This is a genomic window from Bacteroides zoogleoformans, assembly GCF_002998435.1.
Classification (GTDB): domain Bacteria; phylum Bacteroidota; class Bacteroidia; order Bacteroidales; family Bacteroidaceae; genus Bacteroides; species Bacteroides zoogleoformans.
The window spans coordinates 785,001-802,560 of the sequence record NZ_CP027231.1 but is presented as its reverse complement, the minus strand read 5'-3'; the positions used below and the strand labels follow the sequence as shown (position 1 = coordinate 802,560).

Annotated in this window: 11 protein-coding genes, 2 tRNA genes and 2 rRNA genes (1 of these 15 running past the window's edge); 4 read left to right on the top strand and 11 right to left on the bottom strand. The window is 44.0% G+C overall.

Translation table 11 applies throughout. The features are described 5' to 3' along the window. Window positions 1-23: 23 nt before the first annotated feature. The 11 genes from C4H11_RS03465 to C4H11_RS14285 form a co-directional block, all read right to left on the bottom strand. Entirely contained in the window at window positions 24-1,895 is a 1,872-nt protein-coding gene (locus tag C4H11_RS03465) for a YgiQ family radical SAM protein (protein WP_106040467.1), read from the bottom strand. Between the two features lie 95 nt (window positions 1,896-1,990). Continuing rightward, entirely contained in the window at window positions 1,991-2,212 is a 222-nt protein-coding gene (locus C4H11_RS03460; RefSeq protein WP_106040466.1) for a sulfurtransferase TusA family protein, read from the bottom strand. Further along, window positions 2,213-2,527, bottom strand: a complete 315-nt coding sequence (locus tag C4H11_RS03455) for a hypothetical protein (protein WP_106040465.1) — start codon at window positions 2,525-2,527, stop codon at window positions 2,213-2,215. It abuts the gene before it with no gap. A 247-nt stretch (window positions 2,528-2,774) separates the two neighbouring features. Then, window positions 2,775-4,106 (bottom strand): TlpA family protein disulfide reductase, encoded by a 1,332-nt coding sequence (locus C4H11_RS03450; RefSeq protein ID WP_106040464.1) that lies wholly within the window; start codon window positions 4,104-4,106, stop codon window positions 2,775-2,777. Between the two features lie 15 nt (window positions 4,107-4,121). Next, on the bottom strand, window positions 4,122-5,672 hold the full coding sequence (locus C4H11_RS03445; protein ID WP_106040463.1) for a PKD-like family lipoprotein: 1,551 nt from the start codon (window positions 5,670-5,672) through the stop codon (window positions 4,122-4,124). Between the two features lie 24 nt (window positions 5,673-5,696). After that, on the bottom strand, window positions 5,697-6,374 hold the full coding sequence (locus tag C4H11_RS03440) for a DUF4843 domain-containing protein (protein WP_106040462.1): 678 nt from the start codon (window positions 6,372-6,374) through the stop codon (window positions 5,697-5,699). Window positions 6,375-6,392: 18 nt separating this feature from the next. Further along, on the bottom strand, window positions 6,393-7,826 hold the full coding sequence (locus tag C4H11_RS03435) for a RagB/SusD family nutrient uptake outer membrane protein (protein WP_106040461.1): 1,434 nt from the start codon (window positions 7,824-7,826) through the stop codon (window positions 6,393-6,395). A gap of 11 nt (window positions 7,827-7,837) precedes the next feature. Continuing rightward, window positions 7,838-11,146: a SusC/RagA family TonB-linked outer membrane protein gene (locus C4H11_RS03430; protein ID WP_106040460.1), complete on the bottom strand. Its 3,309-nt coding sequence runs from the start codon at window positions 11,144-11,146 to the stop codon at window positions 7,838-7,840. A 155-nt stretch (window positions 11,147-11,301) separates the two neighbouring features. Continuing rightward, window positions 11,302-12,441, bottom strand: a complete 1,140-nt coding sequence (locus tag C4H11_RS03425) for a FecR family protein (RefSeq protein WP_106040459.1) — start codon at window positions 12,439-12,441, stop codon at window positions 11,302-11,304. Window positions 12,442-12,508: 67 nt separating this feature from the next. Further along, window positions 12,509-13,045, bottom strand: coding sequence for an RNA polymerase sigma factor (locus tag C4H11_RS03420; protein ID WP_106040458.1), 537 nt, complete (start codon window positions 13,043-13,045; stop codon window positions 12,509-12,511). 374 nt (window positions 13,046-13,419) lie between these two features. Further along, window positions 13,420-13,560 carry a hypothetical protein gene (locus C4H11_RS14285; protein ID WP_205729969.1) on the bottom strand — a complete coding sequence of 47 codons (141 nt, stop codon included), beginning with the start codon at window positions 13,558-13,560 and terminating at the stop codon, window positions 13,420-13,422. A gap of 468 nt (window positions 13,561-14,028) precedes the next feature. Here C4H11_RS14285 and C4H11_RS03410 point away from each other — a divergent pair. The 4 genes from C4H11_RS03410 to C4H11_RS03395 form a co-directional block, all read left to right on the top strand. After that, a 16S ribosomal RNA gene (locus tag C4H11_RS03410) occupies window positions 14,029-15,556 on the top strand. Between the two features lie 120 nt (window positions 15,557-15,676). Further along, window positions 15,677-15,750 (top strand) — tRNA-Ile (locus C4H11_RS03405). Window positions 15,751-15,761: 11 nt separating this feature from the next. Next, a tRNA-Ala gene (locus C4H11_RS03400) sits at window positions 15,762-15,835 on the top strand. A 110-nt stretch (window positions 15,836-15,945) separates the two neighbouring features. Then, window positions 15,946-17,560 (top strand): 23S ribosomal RNA (locus C4H11_RS03395) (it continues 1,275 nt past the right edge of the window). The 16S and 23S rRNA genes sit together here with 2 tRNA genes alongside, the layout of an rRNA operon.

The following is a 17,560-nucleotide window of genomic DNA, read 5'->3' as shown; positions in this document are numbered from 1 at the left end:
GGTTAAATTGTATTCTATGGCGTTCACCGTTTCCCGTTTCCGTAAAGTTTGTCTATCAGATCTTGTCTGCCTATTCGTCTCAGCTCGTTGATGATATTTTTTCGTTCTTCCGGTTTGTACCAGAAGAAGAATTGGCGTTGTGCCAGCTTTTCACGTTGCGTTTTGGCACTGAATACGGGTTCCAGCGTGTAGGGATGGAAACCCGTATACCACGCTTCGGTGGCCACGGTCATCGGAGTGGGAGTGAAGTCCTGCACTTGTTCCAGATGGAACTCCATCCGTTTGGTGATGACGGCAAGCTCTGCCATGTCTTCTTCCTTACATCCGGGGTGGCTGCTGATGAAGTAGGGGATGAGTTGCTGGCGCAGTCCTTCTTCACGGTTTATCCTGTCGAATATCTTTTTGAATTCGCTGAATTGAGCGAATGAGGGTTTGCGCATGATGCCGAGCACACGGTCGGACGTATGTTCCGGGGCAACTTTCAGCCGGCCGCTGACATGTCGGGCTATGAGTTCGCGAGTATACTCTTCAGTGCTTCTGTTCACTTTGGCATCTTTGTTTTGGTGCAGAAGCAAATCATAGCGTACTCCGCTGCCTATGAACGATTTCTTGATGCCGGGCAATGCGTCTACTGCCCGGTAGATGTCGAGCAGTGGCTGATGGTCGGTGTTCAGGTTGGGGCATACTCGCGGGTGGATGCACGACGGACGTTTGCATTTCCTGCAAAGAGCTTCATCTCGTCCTTTCATCCGGTACATGTTGGCCGACGGGCCGCCGAGGTCGCTCAAGTACCCCTTGAAGTCCGGCAGTTCCGTCAGTGCTTTCACTTCTTTCAGTATACTTTCCTTGCTGCGGCTCACGATGAACTTGCCTTGGTGGGCTGAGATGGTGCAGAAGGCGCATCCTCCGAAACAACCTCGGTGCAGGTTGACGGAGAACTTTATCATGTCGTAGGCGGGGATGCGTTTGCCTTTGTACTTGGGGTGCGGCAGGCGGGTGTAGGGCAGGTCGAAAGAGTGGTCGAGTTCGGCCTCTGTCAGAGGAGGATATGGCGGGTTGACGACGACGGTCTGTTTACCTACTTTCTGAAGGATGCGTGAGGCCGCATATTTATTGCTCTCTTCCTCGATGTGGCGGAAGTTGGCGGCTTCTTTCCTTTTGTCTTTAAGACATTCTTCATGAGAAAAGAGGGTGATGTCTCCCTCTTGCGTGACAACATCTTTTCCCAGATAAACCATCTGTGGAATATCGGCAATAAGCTGTTTGAACTCATCTTTTGTCAGAGCGGTTTCGCTTTCTTCCATACCGGTTGCTTCCAACCGTTGCTTCAGCCGGCCGGCAAGTTCTACAATCGGCTTTTCTCCCATGCCGTAGATGATGGCGTCGGCGCCACTGTCTACGAGTATGCTGGGGCGGAGGCGGTCTTGCCAGTAGTCATAATGCGTCAGTCTGCGCATGCTTGCTTCGATGCCGCCCAATACGACGGGGACATTGGGATATAGCTTCTTCAGTATTTGGGTATATACGATGGAGGGGTATTCGGGGCGCATGTCGGGGCGTGCGTCCGGTGTATAGGCATCGTCACTACGCAGGCGTTTGTTGGCGGTGTATTTGTTCACCATGCTGTCCATGCATCCGGGGCTGACGCCGAAGAACAGTCTGGGGAGGCCCAGCTTCTTGAAGTCGCGCAGGTCGTCGCGCCAGTTTGGTTGGGGGATAATAGCTACACGCAATCCTTCAGCTTCGAGGATGCGCCCGATGACAGCGGCTCCGAATGAGGGATGGTCTACGTAGGCATCGCCGCTGAAGAGAATGACGTCAAGTTCATTCCATCCGCGCAGTTCTGTTTCTTTCTTGGTAGTAGGCAGCCAGTCGGTCAGTCGATACTCTTTCATGGCGCAAAGATAGGAAATATAGCGGTTTGCGGTAAGTGATTAGTGGTTAATTATTGCATATCGGCTGATAATCGCTCATCACTGACCGCTCATCACTAATCACCATGCTTCGTAAATTGCAATGTCATTTGTTCGCCGTCATAGATTTCGCGGAAACCTATTTGCTGCTCGGCAAGGTATTCTTTTAAATCGTTGAAGGCGGCGGCATTGTCCATGATGATTTCCAGCTTCTCACCTTTCGGAGCACGGCACATGGCTGTGATGGCCGGGATGAGGGGGCTGTATTGCTTTTGTCCGCAGGTATCTATGGTTTTCATTTATTCTTCCCTGGTGGTTTCTTGTTCGGAGAGCCGGTTCAGGTAGAGCTTGACGAGCTGTTGCAACCCGAAGGCTTTCATGTTGTTGTGATAGACGACGTCGATGCAGAGGTCGAGCAGATCCTTGCTGTCTTCCTCTTGTGCGGCAATGAGAGAGCGGATGTTCAGTTTCAACTTGTCGAGTACGGTTTCGTCAATGATTCCGTTGCTGTCTATGAGGTGGCGGAAGAGTCCGTATTTCTCGATGGTGGCAAGGTTTTCTTCCGAGACTTCCAGACTGCGGGTTCCGCTTGGGTTGGCTTGTATGGTGTACATAGGGCTAAAGTGTTAAGAGTGAAGTATTCTGTTTCCATATCTCTTGTCGCGACAAAGATATGCTTTTTTGCAGACATTCGGACGCCTTCCTGCGTATTATTTCTTTGCTTTGAATTGGGGGAGTTCTTTGCGGTTTTTGAAGTGAGGAGCATGGCTCTTGATTTCTTAATTTGTGCTTTTAGCTTTTGTATTTAGTAACCCATCATTGACGAAATCTTAAAAATAATAGAGTTTAAATGGCTTATAACTAATAAAATAAAGAATCCAAGAAAGTTACTGTTTCTGATTCAGAAGGTCTGGACATTTTTGCATCTACTATTTTCCCTTCCGGATCAATCAGGATAAAACGAGGTATTAGAGAGATTTGATAATCGTTGCGAAATGTGGAATTCTTGTCGGCATGCAACTGGATTCCTCTCAAATTATCAGTTTTTACCTTTCTCTTCCAAGCCCCCTCGTCATCATCAATGGAGATACCGACAAAATGAATTGGTTTTTCTCTATACCTTTCCTCCAATTGTTGCAGCAAAGGAAGTTCCCGGCGACAAGGAAAACACCATGTAGCCCATACGTCTATATAAACATATTTTCCGGATAAGCCGGAAAGGGAAACCGGCTTGCCATTAATATCGGGAAACAAAAAATCCGGTGCTTTCCTTCCTTTTGCCAGATTCGAATACTGCTGATAAATTTTATCAAACTCCGCTTTTCGGGCAAGATTGTTCACTTTCTTCTTATAGATAGGCAGAAATTCTTCAACATCCTTCGCACCGAAATTTCTGAGGTGTTCGTACATGAAAGTATGAACCAAATAATCGGTGAGTCGGGAATCCCTCACAGAGTCTTGTACGTAACGCAATGCGTAACGCAACTGCTCCAATGGTTTGTTTTCGGTAAATTTTTCTGCTAATATTCGAATACGATTCTTAAAAGCTTGCCGATATTCCCACAACTCATAGGCTTCCTCATCCTCTTTCATTGTCTTTCCCACTTGTCGGTAATAGCTTTCTTGGGGAGAATACCTATTTATTCTCAGTTTTCTTGCACGATAAAGCGGATAAGCTTGTAGCATATTGCAAGCCTGATAATACAGACGCTTTCGTTCCAACCGTTTAAAATTCTCAGGCAACAAAAGTGAGTCAAGATGAGATTGTAACCTTTCTGGCAATAGTTCCCATTCTTTCAAGAAGTCCTCTTCTGGCTGTTCATAGCTCAAATTCAGCGTGTTCAGGAATTTCCCGTTTAAGTATTCATTAATTGTTTTTCCTTCTCCATCAAATTCAAGGTGACCGTCAGAGTATTTATGTATGCTTTGCTTTTTGCCCGGAACAAGGTAGAAGTAATTAATACTGTGCGGTTCATATAAAACAGCATATCCGGGAGGCAGTGAAGTGGGTACTTGAATAATACCCACCCCCGATTTGTCCAACATTGTTTGGTATGATGAGTCTCTGAAAGTAACGTGTATTTTTACCTGCCTGAGTGACTCAAAAAAGAAAGCTACTTGGGCGGATACTTGTTCTCCCCATTGAAAGCATAGAAGAACAAGTCCTATTTTTAGAATCAAGAGTTTTTTCATCGGAAATTTTTTTTTTCAAGAACCATATTTCGGAAAATTATACTCCATGTCCAGAATTCTTCCGAATCCACTGAAGATCTTCTCCGAAGAAGCGTCAATAGCTCCATTGCTTACGTTAATATAATACATATATACTTTCCCTTCTTTTGAATTTTCATTATAAGTAGAAATTATTAAAATCTTATTATTGTAAGGATGTGAGCGAATGAAGCGATCGACACAAGGTTTGAAGATTTTCATGCCGGTAATTCTTTCCTCATTGTTAGTTAAAGTGTAAACCTTTTTGCCCGTATTGGTGCCCGCATAGTCATATTGATAAATATCCCTGTCTGTAGCGTAATAAAATACCGGCCCTAAGTTTCCTACGGCAAAATAGCCGGCCTTTTGTATATCAGGACAGTTTTCCGCACTATACATTGCCTTATCTACATTGGTTTTCGCATCAAAATTAAATGCATACAAAGTATTTGTATGAGTATTCCAATCTTCAAACAATCCATACTCGTAGTTATTAAAACCTGTATCCATATATCGTAGCTTCGCACGCATATTCTTTATGTTGAATACCGAGCCGGAAGCATTGTCAGGCATTTCTTGAAGTATCCATGTAGAACCTCCGTTCTTTTTGGGAAAGCACAGAAAACGCCCACCCAGTTCATCATAGATAATAGCCAGATAATAATCGAAATAACGGGGGGCATAAGAAGCCGATTTATAGGTCATTCCATCTTTTAGGATAGGTTCAATATAAGTTGTAAAACCCATTGAACCAATAGTACTATATTCATAAAAACGTCCGTTGGAGATAATGGCGTCATAACCGTATCGGCCGGGACTCCAATAATAATGGTAGAAAATATAATTCTCCGGTTTCCAATTCTTCATATCCGGCATCAAAGTAGAGATATCGAAGGTCTTTTGCATGGTGATGGCATCCAAGCGAACCCCACCTTTATCAGTCAGAATCATTACGTTCTGATAGCGTCCCAAACAGAAGAAACTACCCATCTTGACGCCCCTTCCTTCCAATTGCTCTCCATTGATTGACCGATAAACGTCATGTAATATCTGATCTTTATCTACTCGGTTGGAAAAATAAGGGCTCATAATAATATCGAAATCAGTCTTTCCGTCTTTCTCCTGTAGAACCATCCATCCTTCGGTAATAACTCCTTGCACAACCAGAAGAATCTTCTTGTAGGTATCTATTCCGGTATTCTTATTATGACAAGTAAGTACCAGCGAGTAAGATCCCGGTATTTCTGTCACAGAATAAGAAAGTTCCTTTGTATTGCTGATGGTTTTCTGTTTCCAGACGCCTCCGATTTCATTCGACCAAAGACGCCAGCTAAATTCATAATCACTTTCTTCGGCGCCATTCGCTTTGATGTTTACCGACAATTCCAATGGCTTGAATTGGGTGGCATATACCGTATCTTTTACTTCAAGAGTGATGTCGGGTAACTCGGAATAATTATAATTCCCGTGATCGTCATAACAAGCGGCCAGACCTATCATCAATCCCATGATAAGGTATAGCCTGATTTTTAGTCTGTTTTTCATCATTGCACGTGTCTTTACCGTTAATAATTAGAAGGTTACCACTAAACCGTTTTCATCAGTCAAGGGTTCTCCCGGATGTGCTTTATTATATTCATAAAGAGCATTAATCAATACGCCCTTCCAATAAATCTGTTCCGAAGTGCTCCATTGGTTATAATTCATGGCAACCCCTGTATGTAAAATAACGAATTGATGCTTTACGCGACTGTATTCGTTGAAAATCCATCCCGCAGGTTCTGCCAAATCATTGGTTATTACAACCTTGAATGTCGATTCGTTGACTGGACCCTCTGAGAAGTAATTGTTGGCGCATAAACGCAGAGCGACAACCTTACTTTCTCCATCTAAGCTCTTGTTTTTCCGTACTTTTATTTTTACACTACCGGCAATTGCATCTGTCGGCAATTTGCATGGCTCAATCACAAAGTCATTGTTCTCTATAGCCGTTGTTTTCTCCTTTACAACTTCCACGGCAACTTCTCTGGGTTCGGAAGAACTTACTCCTATTAGTTTGAACGCTATTTCTACTATATCCTCTTCTACTCCCGGATGTAGCCCAAAAGAGTAAACCGTGCTGTCTTTCCCTGCCGGAGAATAGACAAATCGTAAAGAAGCTACATTTGTGTCATATCGTAAGTAGTTGTCTTTGGTACAACTTATCATCAACAACAGAGATAACCCTATCGTATAACCGAATCGTTTCATATATCGTCTCCTTCCTTTTTATTTTCTATTACCATATTCTTTCTCCTGATCAGGCATTGGAAGTACATAAAATCCCTTGCTGAAAGGGACCGTTACATCAGGTATCTCCTCAATATCCAACCGCTTGCAATATAAAAACCATTGTCCCTCTCCGATAAACTCTTTTCGGTATTCTTTTCCGATAATAGTTTTCAACATCATATCAGTTGTCCCGCCTTCGGTCAACATACTTCCTTCGTCAAATCCTCTATGCTTACGCAATGTGTTGATACAGTTCACGGCATCTTTTTTCGAGACTGCGCATTCTGCTGCAATCAACCACATCTCACTGATCCTGAGCATTGGTTGGCGATTGTTATAGTTAGAAGAAAGCTGCCACAACTTAGTACTGCCAAGATAATAACTCGACAATGTCTCAAAGTAATAGTTGTATCGCCAATCAAAGCCATACTGGCCGGTTTCGAATATTTCTGCACATACCTCCGGAGACATGATAAGCAAATTTCCTACAGTGTTACTTTCCCCTTCCTTCAAATATCTTTCCGTCAGCGATTTCAATCTTGTATTATTGAGCATGAAAATACACTCCGTTTTAAAAATCCCGTCACGTGTTTCGCGTGTATTGGTGGTAACATTACTACTTACCACCCAAGGATATTTGTTCGATTCGATGACTTCACGGGCACATCGCAACGCGTTAGCTTTATCATCTTTATAAAGATAGGCACGAGCCATCAATGCACAAACTGCATAGTAATTGAGATGAAAATCACGTGTACCCAAAAAATTCATGACAGAGTCATTTGTTTTTATGGGGTCTGTCGCCAATAGCTCCAATGCGCGCTTCAAATCTTCAATCACCAGCTCAATAGTCTCGGAAACTGTAGATAATGGAGTGACCTCCTTTGATACTCCTTTCACATACGGAATAGCCTTCTCACCGGCACCGTTCGCATAACTCTTGCCAAACCACCGAAGCAGATCGAAATGCAGAAAGGCACGCAAAGCATAGGCTTCACCTTCATAAACTTTTTCTTCTGCTTCTGACAGAACTCCCCGGTGTTCATCAATGCCTTGCAACAGGATATTAATATTGGCAATCACATTATACATACTGCTCCACACATTGTCGATTACTCCACGGCTGGTGGTATTCTCGTACTCAAATCGATGCAGATGATAGTATGTACCTGCCTCTTGCTTCCATACATATTGTTGTCCCAAAGCATCTGCCATACCAAAAGAAAGGTTTGCCCCATATAGATTTTCAGAACAAAGCGCAGTATAGATTCCTGTCAACTGGTCTTTAAATCCATTTTTATAGCTGAACAAATCATCATATTTCACTTCAGACTTCGGACTGACGTCTAACCAGTCCTGACACGAAATGCTTAGCAAAGATAAGAGCAACATTCCAAGCGTTCTTCTTATTTTTTGTGTTTTTGTCATCATATTCTACTATATTAAAAAGTTGCCTGTAAAGAAATCGAGTAAGTGCGGGCAAACGGATAATCCAATCCTCTTTCCACTTTTACGGTAGATGCACGGAAAATATCGTTCATATAGAAACTGATTTTCAATTGTGCGAGTTTAAGCCGGTTCAGAAAAGCTGTATGACGAAAATCATAGCCGACATTCAATATAGAAAAACGCAGTTCATTCAAGTCCTGAATAAATCGGGAGCTTGGTTTGGTCGTCTTATAAGGGCTATAAGAAAAATCGACGATATCGCCCGGTTGCTTCCAAACGGCATCGTATATACGCTTATCTACGTTCAGACCTACATAGGCGTTTTCCACGCGGTTTACCAATGTCTGATTATACATTTGTCCACCCAGCTGATAAAAGAAAGACATATTCATGAAGATTCCTTTATAATCTAAGTTTAATCCGAAAGTTCCTGTACATTTCGGCATAGCGTCTCCACACACTATTTGGTTTTCCGCTCTCCATTCCGTTGTTGTTTTTCCATCCTTAGTCAGGTATAATTCATCTCCTGTGGCCGGATCGATGCCCAATGAACGTACAGCCCAAATGGCATTCATGGATTCTCCTTCGATAAAATGAAGCTGAGGCTTATTCGTTTTACCGGCTACAATTTTGCCATCTACTTCATCATTATAGTTTTTCAAGGCATTCGATATTTTTTTTAGTTTATTCGAATTTTTGGCAATAGAGAAAAATGCGCTTAAGTAACGATTTTCTGCCGGATTATATAGAAGGTGCGCATTCAGCTTCAATTCCATGCCTTTATTTTCAGTACTTCCCAAATTCTCCATATAGCTAAGAAATCCCATAGAAGGCGGAACTGTAAGTGACAAAAGCTGATCTTCGGTCTTCTGTATATAGTAATCGTAACGAATATTCAGACGGTTGAAGAGGTTGATATCAACTCCGACATTATAATCTTGGGTTTTCTGCCATTTCAAGTTGTCGTTGGGCAAAGTCATCAGGTAAGAACCTATCCAATTATCATAAGCTTGCGTTTGATAATATCCAAAAGTGGCCAACGCCTGATAAGAACTGAAGTTTTGTGCTCCCGTATAGCCTGTAGAAGCTCTTACTTTAAATTGCTTCAACCAAGTAGCCTCTTTCATGAAGGGTTCTTTATGTAAATTCCACCCTGCGCCTACAGCCCAAAAATGTCCCCACCGGTTTTCTTTTCCAAAAAGAGAAGAGGCGCTGGCACGATAAGAGAGATCTGCCAAATAACGATCATCATATGAATAGTTCATTGCCGATAGCAGACTAATTGATCGACCGATACTTTCGCTTCCGGAAAATGGTTGATTGGGATCCGGTTTCAGACCGGAAGCAATGAAATTGATACGGTCATTGGGAAAACCTATGATTTTAAATTTAGTGGTTTCTGACTGATTCTGCTGCATATTCCAGCCTGCATTGAAGAATAAGTGGTTTTTGTTCAAGAATAAAGAATAATTTGCCGTTAGGTCGGCTGATATGGAACTACTCTCTCCATCGGCTTTACTATAACTTCCCTTGTCAAAAGAACGTTCTTCCGAATAGCCTAAAAAAGATGTGTGGGAAGCTGGATAAAAATCCTCCCGTCTGTTGAATGTTTTCGACAACCCCAGACGTCCCGTCAATTTCAATGACTCGACCAACTGCCACTCGATATAAAAATTATTAGTCAGATTTGTGTATTTACCAAAGTTTCTTGTACCGATAGCCGCATTCCACAACGGATTTCCTTTAGTAACACCTACCAAACCTCCACCGCCTGTCGAACCGGCAATTTGCTTCAAATTGCCATTCTTATCATATGGTGTCCAGTATGGATTCAACTCTGCATATTCGGAAAAAGAACCATAAGGAGAGTCGTCTGCATGATTCAAAGTGGTATTGAATTGATTACGAAATAATAAATTTTTATAACGATAGGAGAGAATAAAACCTCCGGTAAACGTTTTACGACCGGAATCTTTCATAATCCCCTTGATGTCGTTGTAAAGTAAATTTACGCCATACCGAAGGCGTTCGTCGCCTCCTTCCAAGTAAACCGAGTGTCGATGTCCGACTCCCGTACGTAGGGGTTGTGCCAACCAATCGGTATCTACGCCACGTGCTATTTCCGATTGTATATTATTCAAATATTGTTCCCAAAACCACGGGTCGGAATACACACCGTGTGCTTTGTCTACTTCAAACTTCTCACGGGCATTGCAAAGGTTATATCCTGTCAAATCCGGGATTGTCAGGTTCAAATCTCCTTTATAAGTGATTCTCAATTTACCGGCTTCGGGCTTACGGGTTTCTATGACCACCACTCCATTGGCCGCTTTGGAGCCATAAATTGCTTTTGCGGCAGCGTCTTTCAACAAAACAATAGTTTCTACACGGTTCATGTCTAAGTCGTAAACAGCTGTAATATCCGATTCAAAGCCATCTAATATAAATAGCGGCAAGTTAGGATTCCCGTTATATGTCCCTTTCAAATCGGGCATTGACTGCTGCCCACGCATTCTGATTTCGGGCATGGCATTCGGATTGGAGCCTAAATCCATATTCTCTACAATCTTGAAGGCAGGATCTATATTCTTTAAATTTTGCAATAAGTTTTGACTGCCATTCCGCATCAATTCTTCTTTTCTAATAACAGTGGTAGCACCTGTGAAACTCTCTTTTTTACGTTCAAATATACCGTTGACAACTACCTCATCTACAAGTTGCGTATCATCTTTCATGGAAATAAAAAAAAGCTTTTCTGCGAAAGGTACAGATACGGTTTTCATTCCGATATAAGAAAATCTCACTTCCTTAATTTCTTTACTATCGGGAATTAAAATGTCAAAATTTCCATCTCCGTCACTGACCCCTGCCACAGAAATGTCATTGGTAAGAATATTGACACCGGGTAGAGGAATTCCGTCAATGTCCACGACACGCCCCTTTATGCGCCTCTGCTTCGTTTTCTGCAAAGCTGAAACTGTGACATATATTCCATTAATCTTATAAGTTAGCGGATAAGAGGCTAAAATAGCGTTCATCACCTCATCTATCGTTTTCGATTTAATCTCAACTGTAACCTTAAAATGTTGGAGTTCGTTATACGTAAACAGAAATTTGAATTTAGTTTCTTGCTCCAGCTTTTTTAGCACAGATGGCATAAGCTCATTGTGACATACCAAATCTATTTTCTGTGAAACACTTTGTGCTAACGCACTTCCACTCCCAATACTCCCACTGAAAAAGAAGAGCAAGAAGAATAAAAAACATTTGTGGAAGGCCTTCAAACAATAAAAATTTTTCATGAACTTGATTAAATTAAAGGTGACTTTTACTTAAATACGAAAAAATAAAGCGTTTAGTCCCACCAAACGCTCTTTATTTTTTTTACCCTTATCTTTTGAGGATTTTTTTAACAGAATCTTATCTCTGCTTATTCCAATATCATTTCAATTATCTTTTATTGGATTGCATTATAGTTCCATTTTACTATTAACCTGTTCTCTCTTTTTATAACAGAAAAATATTCATAAGTATTCAAGTTCTCAATCACTTGCTCTATATTATCACTCCGTTCGGCAATAAAGTGCAGTCGCAGATTTATAAGCGAAGGCTCCTGCTCTATCTCAATAGAAAGATTATACCAGCGCGCGAGATCGCGTAAAATATCGGTAAGGGATACATCATCATAATAAAAATAACCTTCCATCCACTGACTATAGTAACTTGTGTCGATTTTTCTCACTTGGTAACCATTCTCGGTGCAAACAATGTCATCACCGGGAGTTAGGATCACTTCCTCTTTTTTATGCGGCAATCGCACGCATACTGAACCACGTACCAACGTCACATGGGCTTCTGATTCTTTATAAGCTTTGATATTAAATTCTGTTCCTAATACTTGCGTTGTCATTTTATCAGTAGTAATAATAAAAGGCTTGTGCTCATCGGGCGCTACTTTGAAATAAGCCTCTCCGTCAAGTGTCACGACACGATTTTTCCCGGAAAAACGGGAGGGGAAAGAGAAGCGGCTGTCTGCATTAAGCCAAACTTCTGTACCGTCGTTTAAAAGTATCTTATAGACTTTGCCCCGAGGTATGGAAACTATGTTATGACGAATCTTCTTGACATTTACATGGGTGTAATCGGCTTCTCTTACCGACAAAACGGCACCTTGCCGTTCTATATGTGGAATCGTATTATTAATTACCACTGTCTGTTCTTCTGACGCAGCGTTCTCCGATTCCTCCAAAACAACTTGCTGATTTTCAGATGCTGAAGCTATCAATACTTTCATTTCTTGGCTACCTTTCACTCCTTGTGCATTATGATTAGGCAAAGCAAGGAAAACGGCCCCTAATATCATTGCGGCTACCGAAATGCCACTGATAATATAATGGGTAAGAAGCTTCTTTTTATGTACGACACTCAATAGATTCGATGGTATCGAATGTTGAAACTTCTTCCACTCATCATTGACAGAAGGCTCCTTGAAATGGTGGCGCAATAATGCCTGTTCACATTCGTAATGTAAAATCTCTTCCGGTGTCTGATATACTTCTTTACCATTCTTTTCTTCTTTATTATTTGAATCATTCATAAAGCTTATTCCCTCATAATATAAAATATTTATAACATTATTTATTACGAACTGATTAATGACTTAGTCACTGCCGTTTTTTATATTTAACGGAAAAATACTGTCTGATAATATTTAATCCTTTCATCACATGCTTGCGTACACCGCTTTCCGAAAGTCCTGTCATTTCGGCTACCTCTATGTATTTCTTCTTATATATATAACATTGTTCCATTATTGTCCGCGTAAGTGTGGGCATCTGCTCTATTAAACGCATAATATTCTGAATGCGCTCTTCGCTTTCCTTCCAATCATTCTCATTCCACTCCCGAAGCATTGCAAGATATGATTCTGTTTTACCGACTATCATACCTAAACGGCGAAGATAATCAATGCAAAGTCGTTGAAGATGAGTATACATATAAACTTTTGCAGTTTCCATACGTAAAGTTTTAATATTTTCCCACACAAAATAAAATGTATCACTTACTAAATCTTTACAAATTTCACTATCAGGAATAAAATGAAGGGCATAATAATAAAGACTGGAATAATTTTCTTTGAAAAGTTTCTCGAAATTATCTTTCAAAGTATCTGACCGACTGTTCTCTTTTTTTTTCTTCATATCGACTTTGTGGGAGTATCTGAATAAAGTAGGTAAATGATGGAATAGCAAATGTACGAAAAAAAATAACTATCCAATAAATCCTTGTCTTTTTTTGCACACACACTGGTTTGGTGTTCCGCATCATCTCCGTATCCGCTCCGCATCTCCTCCGCATCCGCTCCGTATCCGCTCCGTATCATCTCCGTATCACCTCCGTATCATCTCCGTATCACCTCCGTATTACCTCCGTATAATCTCCGCTTATATGGATACGGAGCGGAGGTGGCGCGGACACGGCGGAGACACGCCGCCGGCACGCCTCATATGTTTTTCTCTCCTTTCCCCTCCCTTACCCCCGTGTCCTTTCCCCCTTTTTTCTTCCTTTTCCATTATTATAATGTGTCCCTTCCGCTCCCCACCTTTCCTCCCTTCCTTTTCTTCTTCCTCCTACCTTGCTGTTTTTCAGTCGTTTGATTATTTTTTTTCATTTTTCTCGGAAAAAAGTTCCCCGTATATTTTGCCGTATTTCCCATAAGCTCTACTTTTGCATCCGCTTTCGGCAACGGGGGCATGTGCGCTTTGACATGATGGTTTGCGAGATGCTGCAAGCGGCTTTCGTTTCCCTTTATTCTCCTCCCCTTTCGCAGAGAGAGCGTGTGGCGGTAAATAAAAAAGGGAAAAAAACTTCTCCGATAATTTGGAGTATATTGCTAAAAGTGCTTACCTTTGCATCCGCTTTCCCTTAGAGGTCAGCGCCGTCGATCTTTGAACAGATTTACATAAACAATACAAGTAGTACAAGATCAAGATTCGTTTTCCGTTCATTCGGAAGGCGTTCTTGGGTAAAACAGAAGAACCGTCAATGCCCCCTTGCTTATTCGCTCGGGGGATTGAACATTGAGACTTCTTTAGAATTTCGGATGTCCTGAACAGAGCAACATGCCCTCCTTTTTCCCATTTTCTTCGGGATTTGGGTTTAAGTGAGAGCACACGATACTTTTACAATGAAGAGTTTGATCCTGGCTCAGGATGAACGCTAGCTACAGGCTTAACACATGCAAGTCGAGGGGCAGCATGGACTTAGCTTGCTAAGTCCGATGGCGACCGGCGCACGGGTGAGTAACACGTATCCAACCTTCCGGTTACTCCGGTATAGCCTTTCGAAAGAAAGATTAATCCCGGATAGTATGGTGATTCCGCATGGTTTCTCCATTAAAGGATTCCGGTAACCGATGGGGATGCGTTCCATTAGGCGGTTGGCGGGGTAACGGCCCACCAAACCTACGATGGATAGGGGTTCTGAGAGGAAGGTCCCCCACATTGGAACTGAGACACGGTCCAAACTCCTACGGGAGGCAGCAGTGAGGAATATTGGTCAATGGGCGTAAGCCTGAACCAGCCAAGTAGCGTGAAGGATGACTGCCCTATGGGTTGTAAACTTCTTTTATAAGGGAATAAATTGAGGCACGCGTGCCTTTTTGCATGTACCTTATGAATAAGGATCGGCTAACTCCGTGCCAGCAGCCGCGGTAATACGGAGGATCCGAGCGTTATCCGGATTTATTGGGTTTAAAGGGAGCGTAGGCGGGCGCTTAAGTCAGCTGTGAAAGTTTGGGGCTCAACCTTAAAATTGCAGTTGATACTGGGCGTCTTGAGTGCGGCACAGGCAGGCGGAATTCGTGGTGTAGCGGTGAAATGCTTAGATATCACGAGGAACTCCGTTCGCGAAGGCGGCTTGCCGGACCGTAACTGACGCTGATGCTCGAAAGTGTGGGTATCAAACAGGATTAGATACCCTGGTAGTCCACACGGTAAACGATGAATACTCGCTGTTTGCGATATACAGTAAGCGGCCAAGCGAAAGCGTTAAGTATTCCACCTGGGGAGTACGCCGGCAACGGTGAAACTCAAAGGAATTGACGGGGGCCCGCACAAGCGGAGGAACATGTGGTTTAATTCGATGATACGCGAGGAACCTTACCCGGGCTTGAATTGCAACCGAATTACCTTGAAAGGGGTAAGCCGCAAGGCGGTTGTGAAGGTGCTGCATGGTTGTCGTCAGCTCGTGCCGTGAGGTGTCGGCTTAAGTGCCATAACGAGCGCAACCCTTATCGACAGTTACCATCGGGTCATGCCGGGGACTCTGTCGAGACTGCCGTCGTAAGATGCGAGGAAGGGGGGGATGACGTCAAATCAGCACGGCCCTTACGTCCGGGGCTACACACGTGTTACAATGGGGGGTACAGCAAGCCGCCCGGCGGCGACGCCCGGCCAATCCTAAAAACCCCTCTCAGTTCGGACTGGAGTCTGCAACCCGACTCCACGAAGCTGGATTCGCTAGTAATCGCGCATCAGCCACGGCGCGGTGAATACGTTCCCGGGCCTTGTACACACCGCCCGTCAAGCCATGAAAGCCGGGGGTACCTGAAGTGCGTAACCGTAAAGGAGCGCCCTAGGGTAAAACCGGTGATTGGGGCTAAGTCGTAACAAGGTAGCCGTACCGGAAGGTGCGGCTGGAACACCTCCTTTCTGGAGTGACTTCGTATATTTTTAGGAAGTCCGGTTCTCCTGTCTTGTACCGCCTGTTTGTTTATCCGAATACGAGAAAAGTAGAAGCCGGGCCTTTTCCACGGCCGGGGTTTGACTGACAGTCCTATAGCTCAGTTGGTTAGAGCGCTACACTGATAATGTAGAGGTCGGCAGTTCAACTCTGCCTGGGACTACCCTTTTTTGGGGGGGATTAGCTCAGCTGGCTAGAGCACCTGCTTTGCAAGCAGGGGGTCAACGGTTCGAATCCGTTATTCTCCACATATTCCCGTGTTTTCGGGTATTACGATCTTTGACATGATGCGAACAATAAAAAAGTAAAGTTAAAGCTGAAAGTATATATCGACCCACACAATGTGAGCCGGTACGATAAAAAAGCAAGTAAGGGCGCACGGCGGATGCCTTGGCTCTCGGAGGCGATGAAGGACGCGATAAGCTGCGATAAGCCGCGGGTAGGTGCAAATAACCTTTGATCCGCGGATTTCCGAATGGGACAACCCGTCACTTTGAAGGAGTGACATCTGTCACAGACAGAGGCTAACGCGGGGAACTGAAACATCTTAGTACCCGCAGGAAAAGAAAATAAACAATGATTCCCCCAGTAGTGGCGAGCGAACGGGGATGAGCCCAAACCACCGGCGTTACGGCGCCGGCGGGGTTGTAGGACCACGTTCCGGCATGTGTTACGGTGAGTGGAACCGCCTGGAAAGGCGGGTCATAGAGGGTGATAACCCCGTACACGAAACCGTATCCAGCCCAGTGGTATCCTGAGTAGCGCGGAGCACGAGAAATTCTGCGTGAATCTGCCGGGACCATCCGGTAAGGCTAAATACTCCCGAGAGACCGATAGTGAACCAGTACCGTGAGGGAAAGGTGAAAAGCACTTCGAGCAGAAGAGTGAAACAGTTCCTGAAACCGTGCGCCTACAAGCGGTCGGAGCCGCCTATTGGCGGTGACGGCGTGCCTTTTGCATAATGAACCTACGAGTTACTTTTTCCGGCGAGGTTAAGGGTCTTGAGACCTGGAGCCGAAGCGAAAGCGAGTCTTAATAGGGCGTTTTAGTCGGAAGGAGTAGACGCGAAACCAAGTGATCTACCCTTGGGCAGGTTGAAGGATGGGTAACACCATCTGGAGGACCGAACCGATAAGCGTTGAAAAGCTTCCGGATGACCTGAGGGTGGGGGTGAAAGGCTAATCAAACTTGGAGATAGCTCGTACTCCCCGAAATGCATTTAGGTGCAGCCTTGACTTATACCGGCATGAGGTAGAGCGACTGATAAGATGCGAGGGCTTCGCCGCCTATCAAGTCTTGACAAACTCCGAATGCTTGCCGGTTCTATGTCAGGAGTGAGGGCACGGGTGCTAAGGTCCGTGTCCTAAAGGAGAACAATCCGGACCAGCGGCTAAGGCCCCCAAATGAATACTAAGTTGAACTAACGAAGTCAGATTGCTAAGACAGCTAGGATGTTGGCTTGGAAGCAGCCATTCATTTAAAGAGTGCGTAACAGCTCACTAGTCGAGGAGTTTGGCGTGGATAATAATCGGGCATAAGTATTCTGCCGAAGCCCTGGGATGATATCATCATCGGTAGGGGAGCATTCCACTCTGCGTCGAAGGCGAAGCGCGAGCTTCTCTGGAGCGTGTGGAAAAGCAAATGTAGGTATAAGTAACGATAAAGGGGGTGTGAACCCCCCTCGCCGTAAGACTAAGGTTTCCTGATCAACGCTAATCGGATCAGGGTAAGTCGGGTCCTAAGGCTCAGCCGAATGGCGATGCCGATGGCAGAACCGGTTAATATTCCGGTACTACCTTCAGGAGTGACGCGGTGACGGAGCAGTGACAGTGCCGCCGGCTGACGGAATAGCCGGTTGAATGGTGTAGGTGTCGAGGAGGGCAGGCAAATCCGTCCTCCGAGCCGAACCTGATAGTATGGGGCGTCCTTTGGACAACCCAATAGCGCATGTAATCATACTCCCCAGAAAATCC

What these genes read in the sequence shown, in the direction of transcription:
- C4H11_RS03465 (WP_106040467.1), bottom strand. Translation starts at nt 1,895, where the DNA reads ATGAAAGAGTATCGACTGACCGACTGGCTGCCTACTACCAAGAAAGAA.
- C4H11_RS03430 (WP_106040460.1), bottom strand. Translation starts at nt 11,146, where the DNA reads ATGAAAAATTTTTATTGTTTGAAGGCCTTCCACAAATGTTTTTTATTC.
- C4H11_RS14285 (WP_205729969.1), bottom strand. Translation starts at nt 13,560, where the DNA reads ATGGGAAATACGGCAAAATATACGGGGAACTTTTTTCCGAGAAAAATG.
- C4H11_RS03450 (WP_106040464.1), bottom strand. Translation starts at nt 4,106, where the DNA reads ATGAAAAAACTCTTGATTCTAAAAATAGGACTTGTTCTTCTATGCTTT.
- C4H11_RS03425 (WP_106040459.1), bottom strand. Translation starts at nt 12,441, where the DNA reads ATGAATGATTCAAATAATAAAGAAGAAAAGAATGGTAAAGAAGTATAT.
- C4H11_RS03420 (WP_106040458.1), bottom strand. Translation starts at nt 13,045, where the DNA reads ATGAAGAAAAAAAAAGAGAACAGTCGGTCAGATACTTTGAAAGATAAT.
- C4H11_RS03445 (WP_106040463.1), bottom strand. Translation starts at nt 5,672, where the DNA reads ATGATGAAAAACAGACTAAAAATCAGGCTATACCTTATCATGGGATTG.
- C4H11_RS03460 (WP_106040466.1), bottom strand. Translation starts at nt 2,212, where the DNA reads ATGAAAACCATAGATACCTGCGGACAAAAGCAATACAGCCCCCTCATC.
- C4H11_RS03455 (WP_106040465.1), bottom strand. Translation starts at nt 2,527, where the DNA reads ATGTACACCATACAAGCCAACCCAAGCGGAACCCGCAGTCTGGAAGTC.
- C4H11_RS03435 (WP_106040461.1), bottom strand. Translation starts at nt 7,826, where the DNA reads ATGATGACAAAAACACAAAAAATAAGAAGAACGCTTGGAATGTTGCTC.
- C4H11_RS03440 (WP_106040462.1), bottom strand. Translation starts at nt 6,374, where the DNA reads ATGAAACGATTCGGTTATACGATAGGGTTATCTCTGTTGTTGATGATA.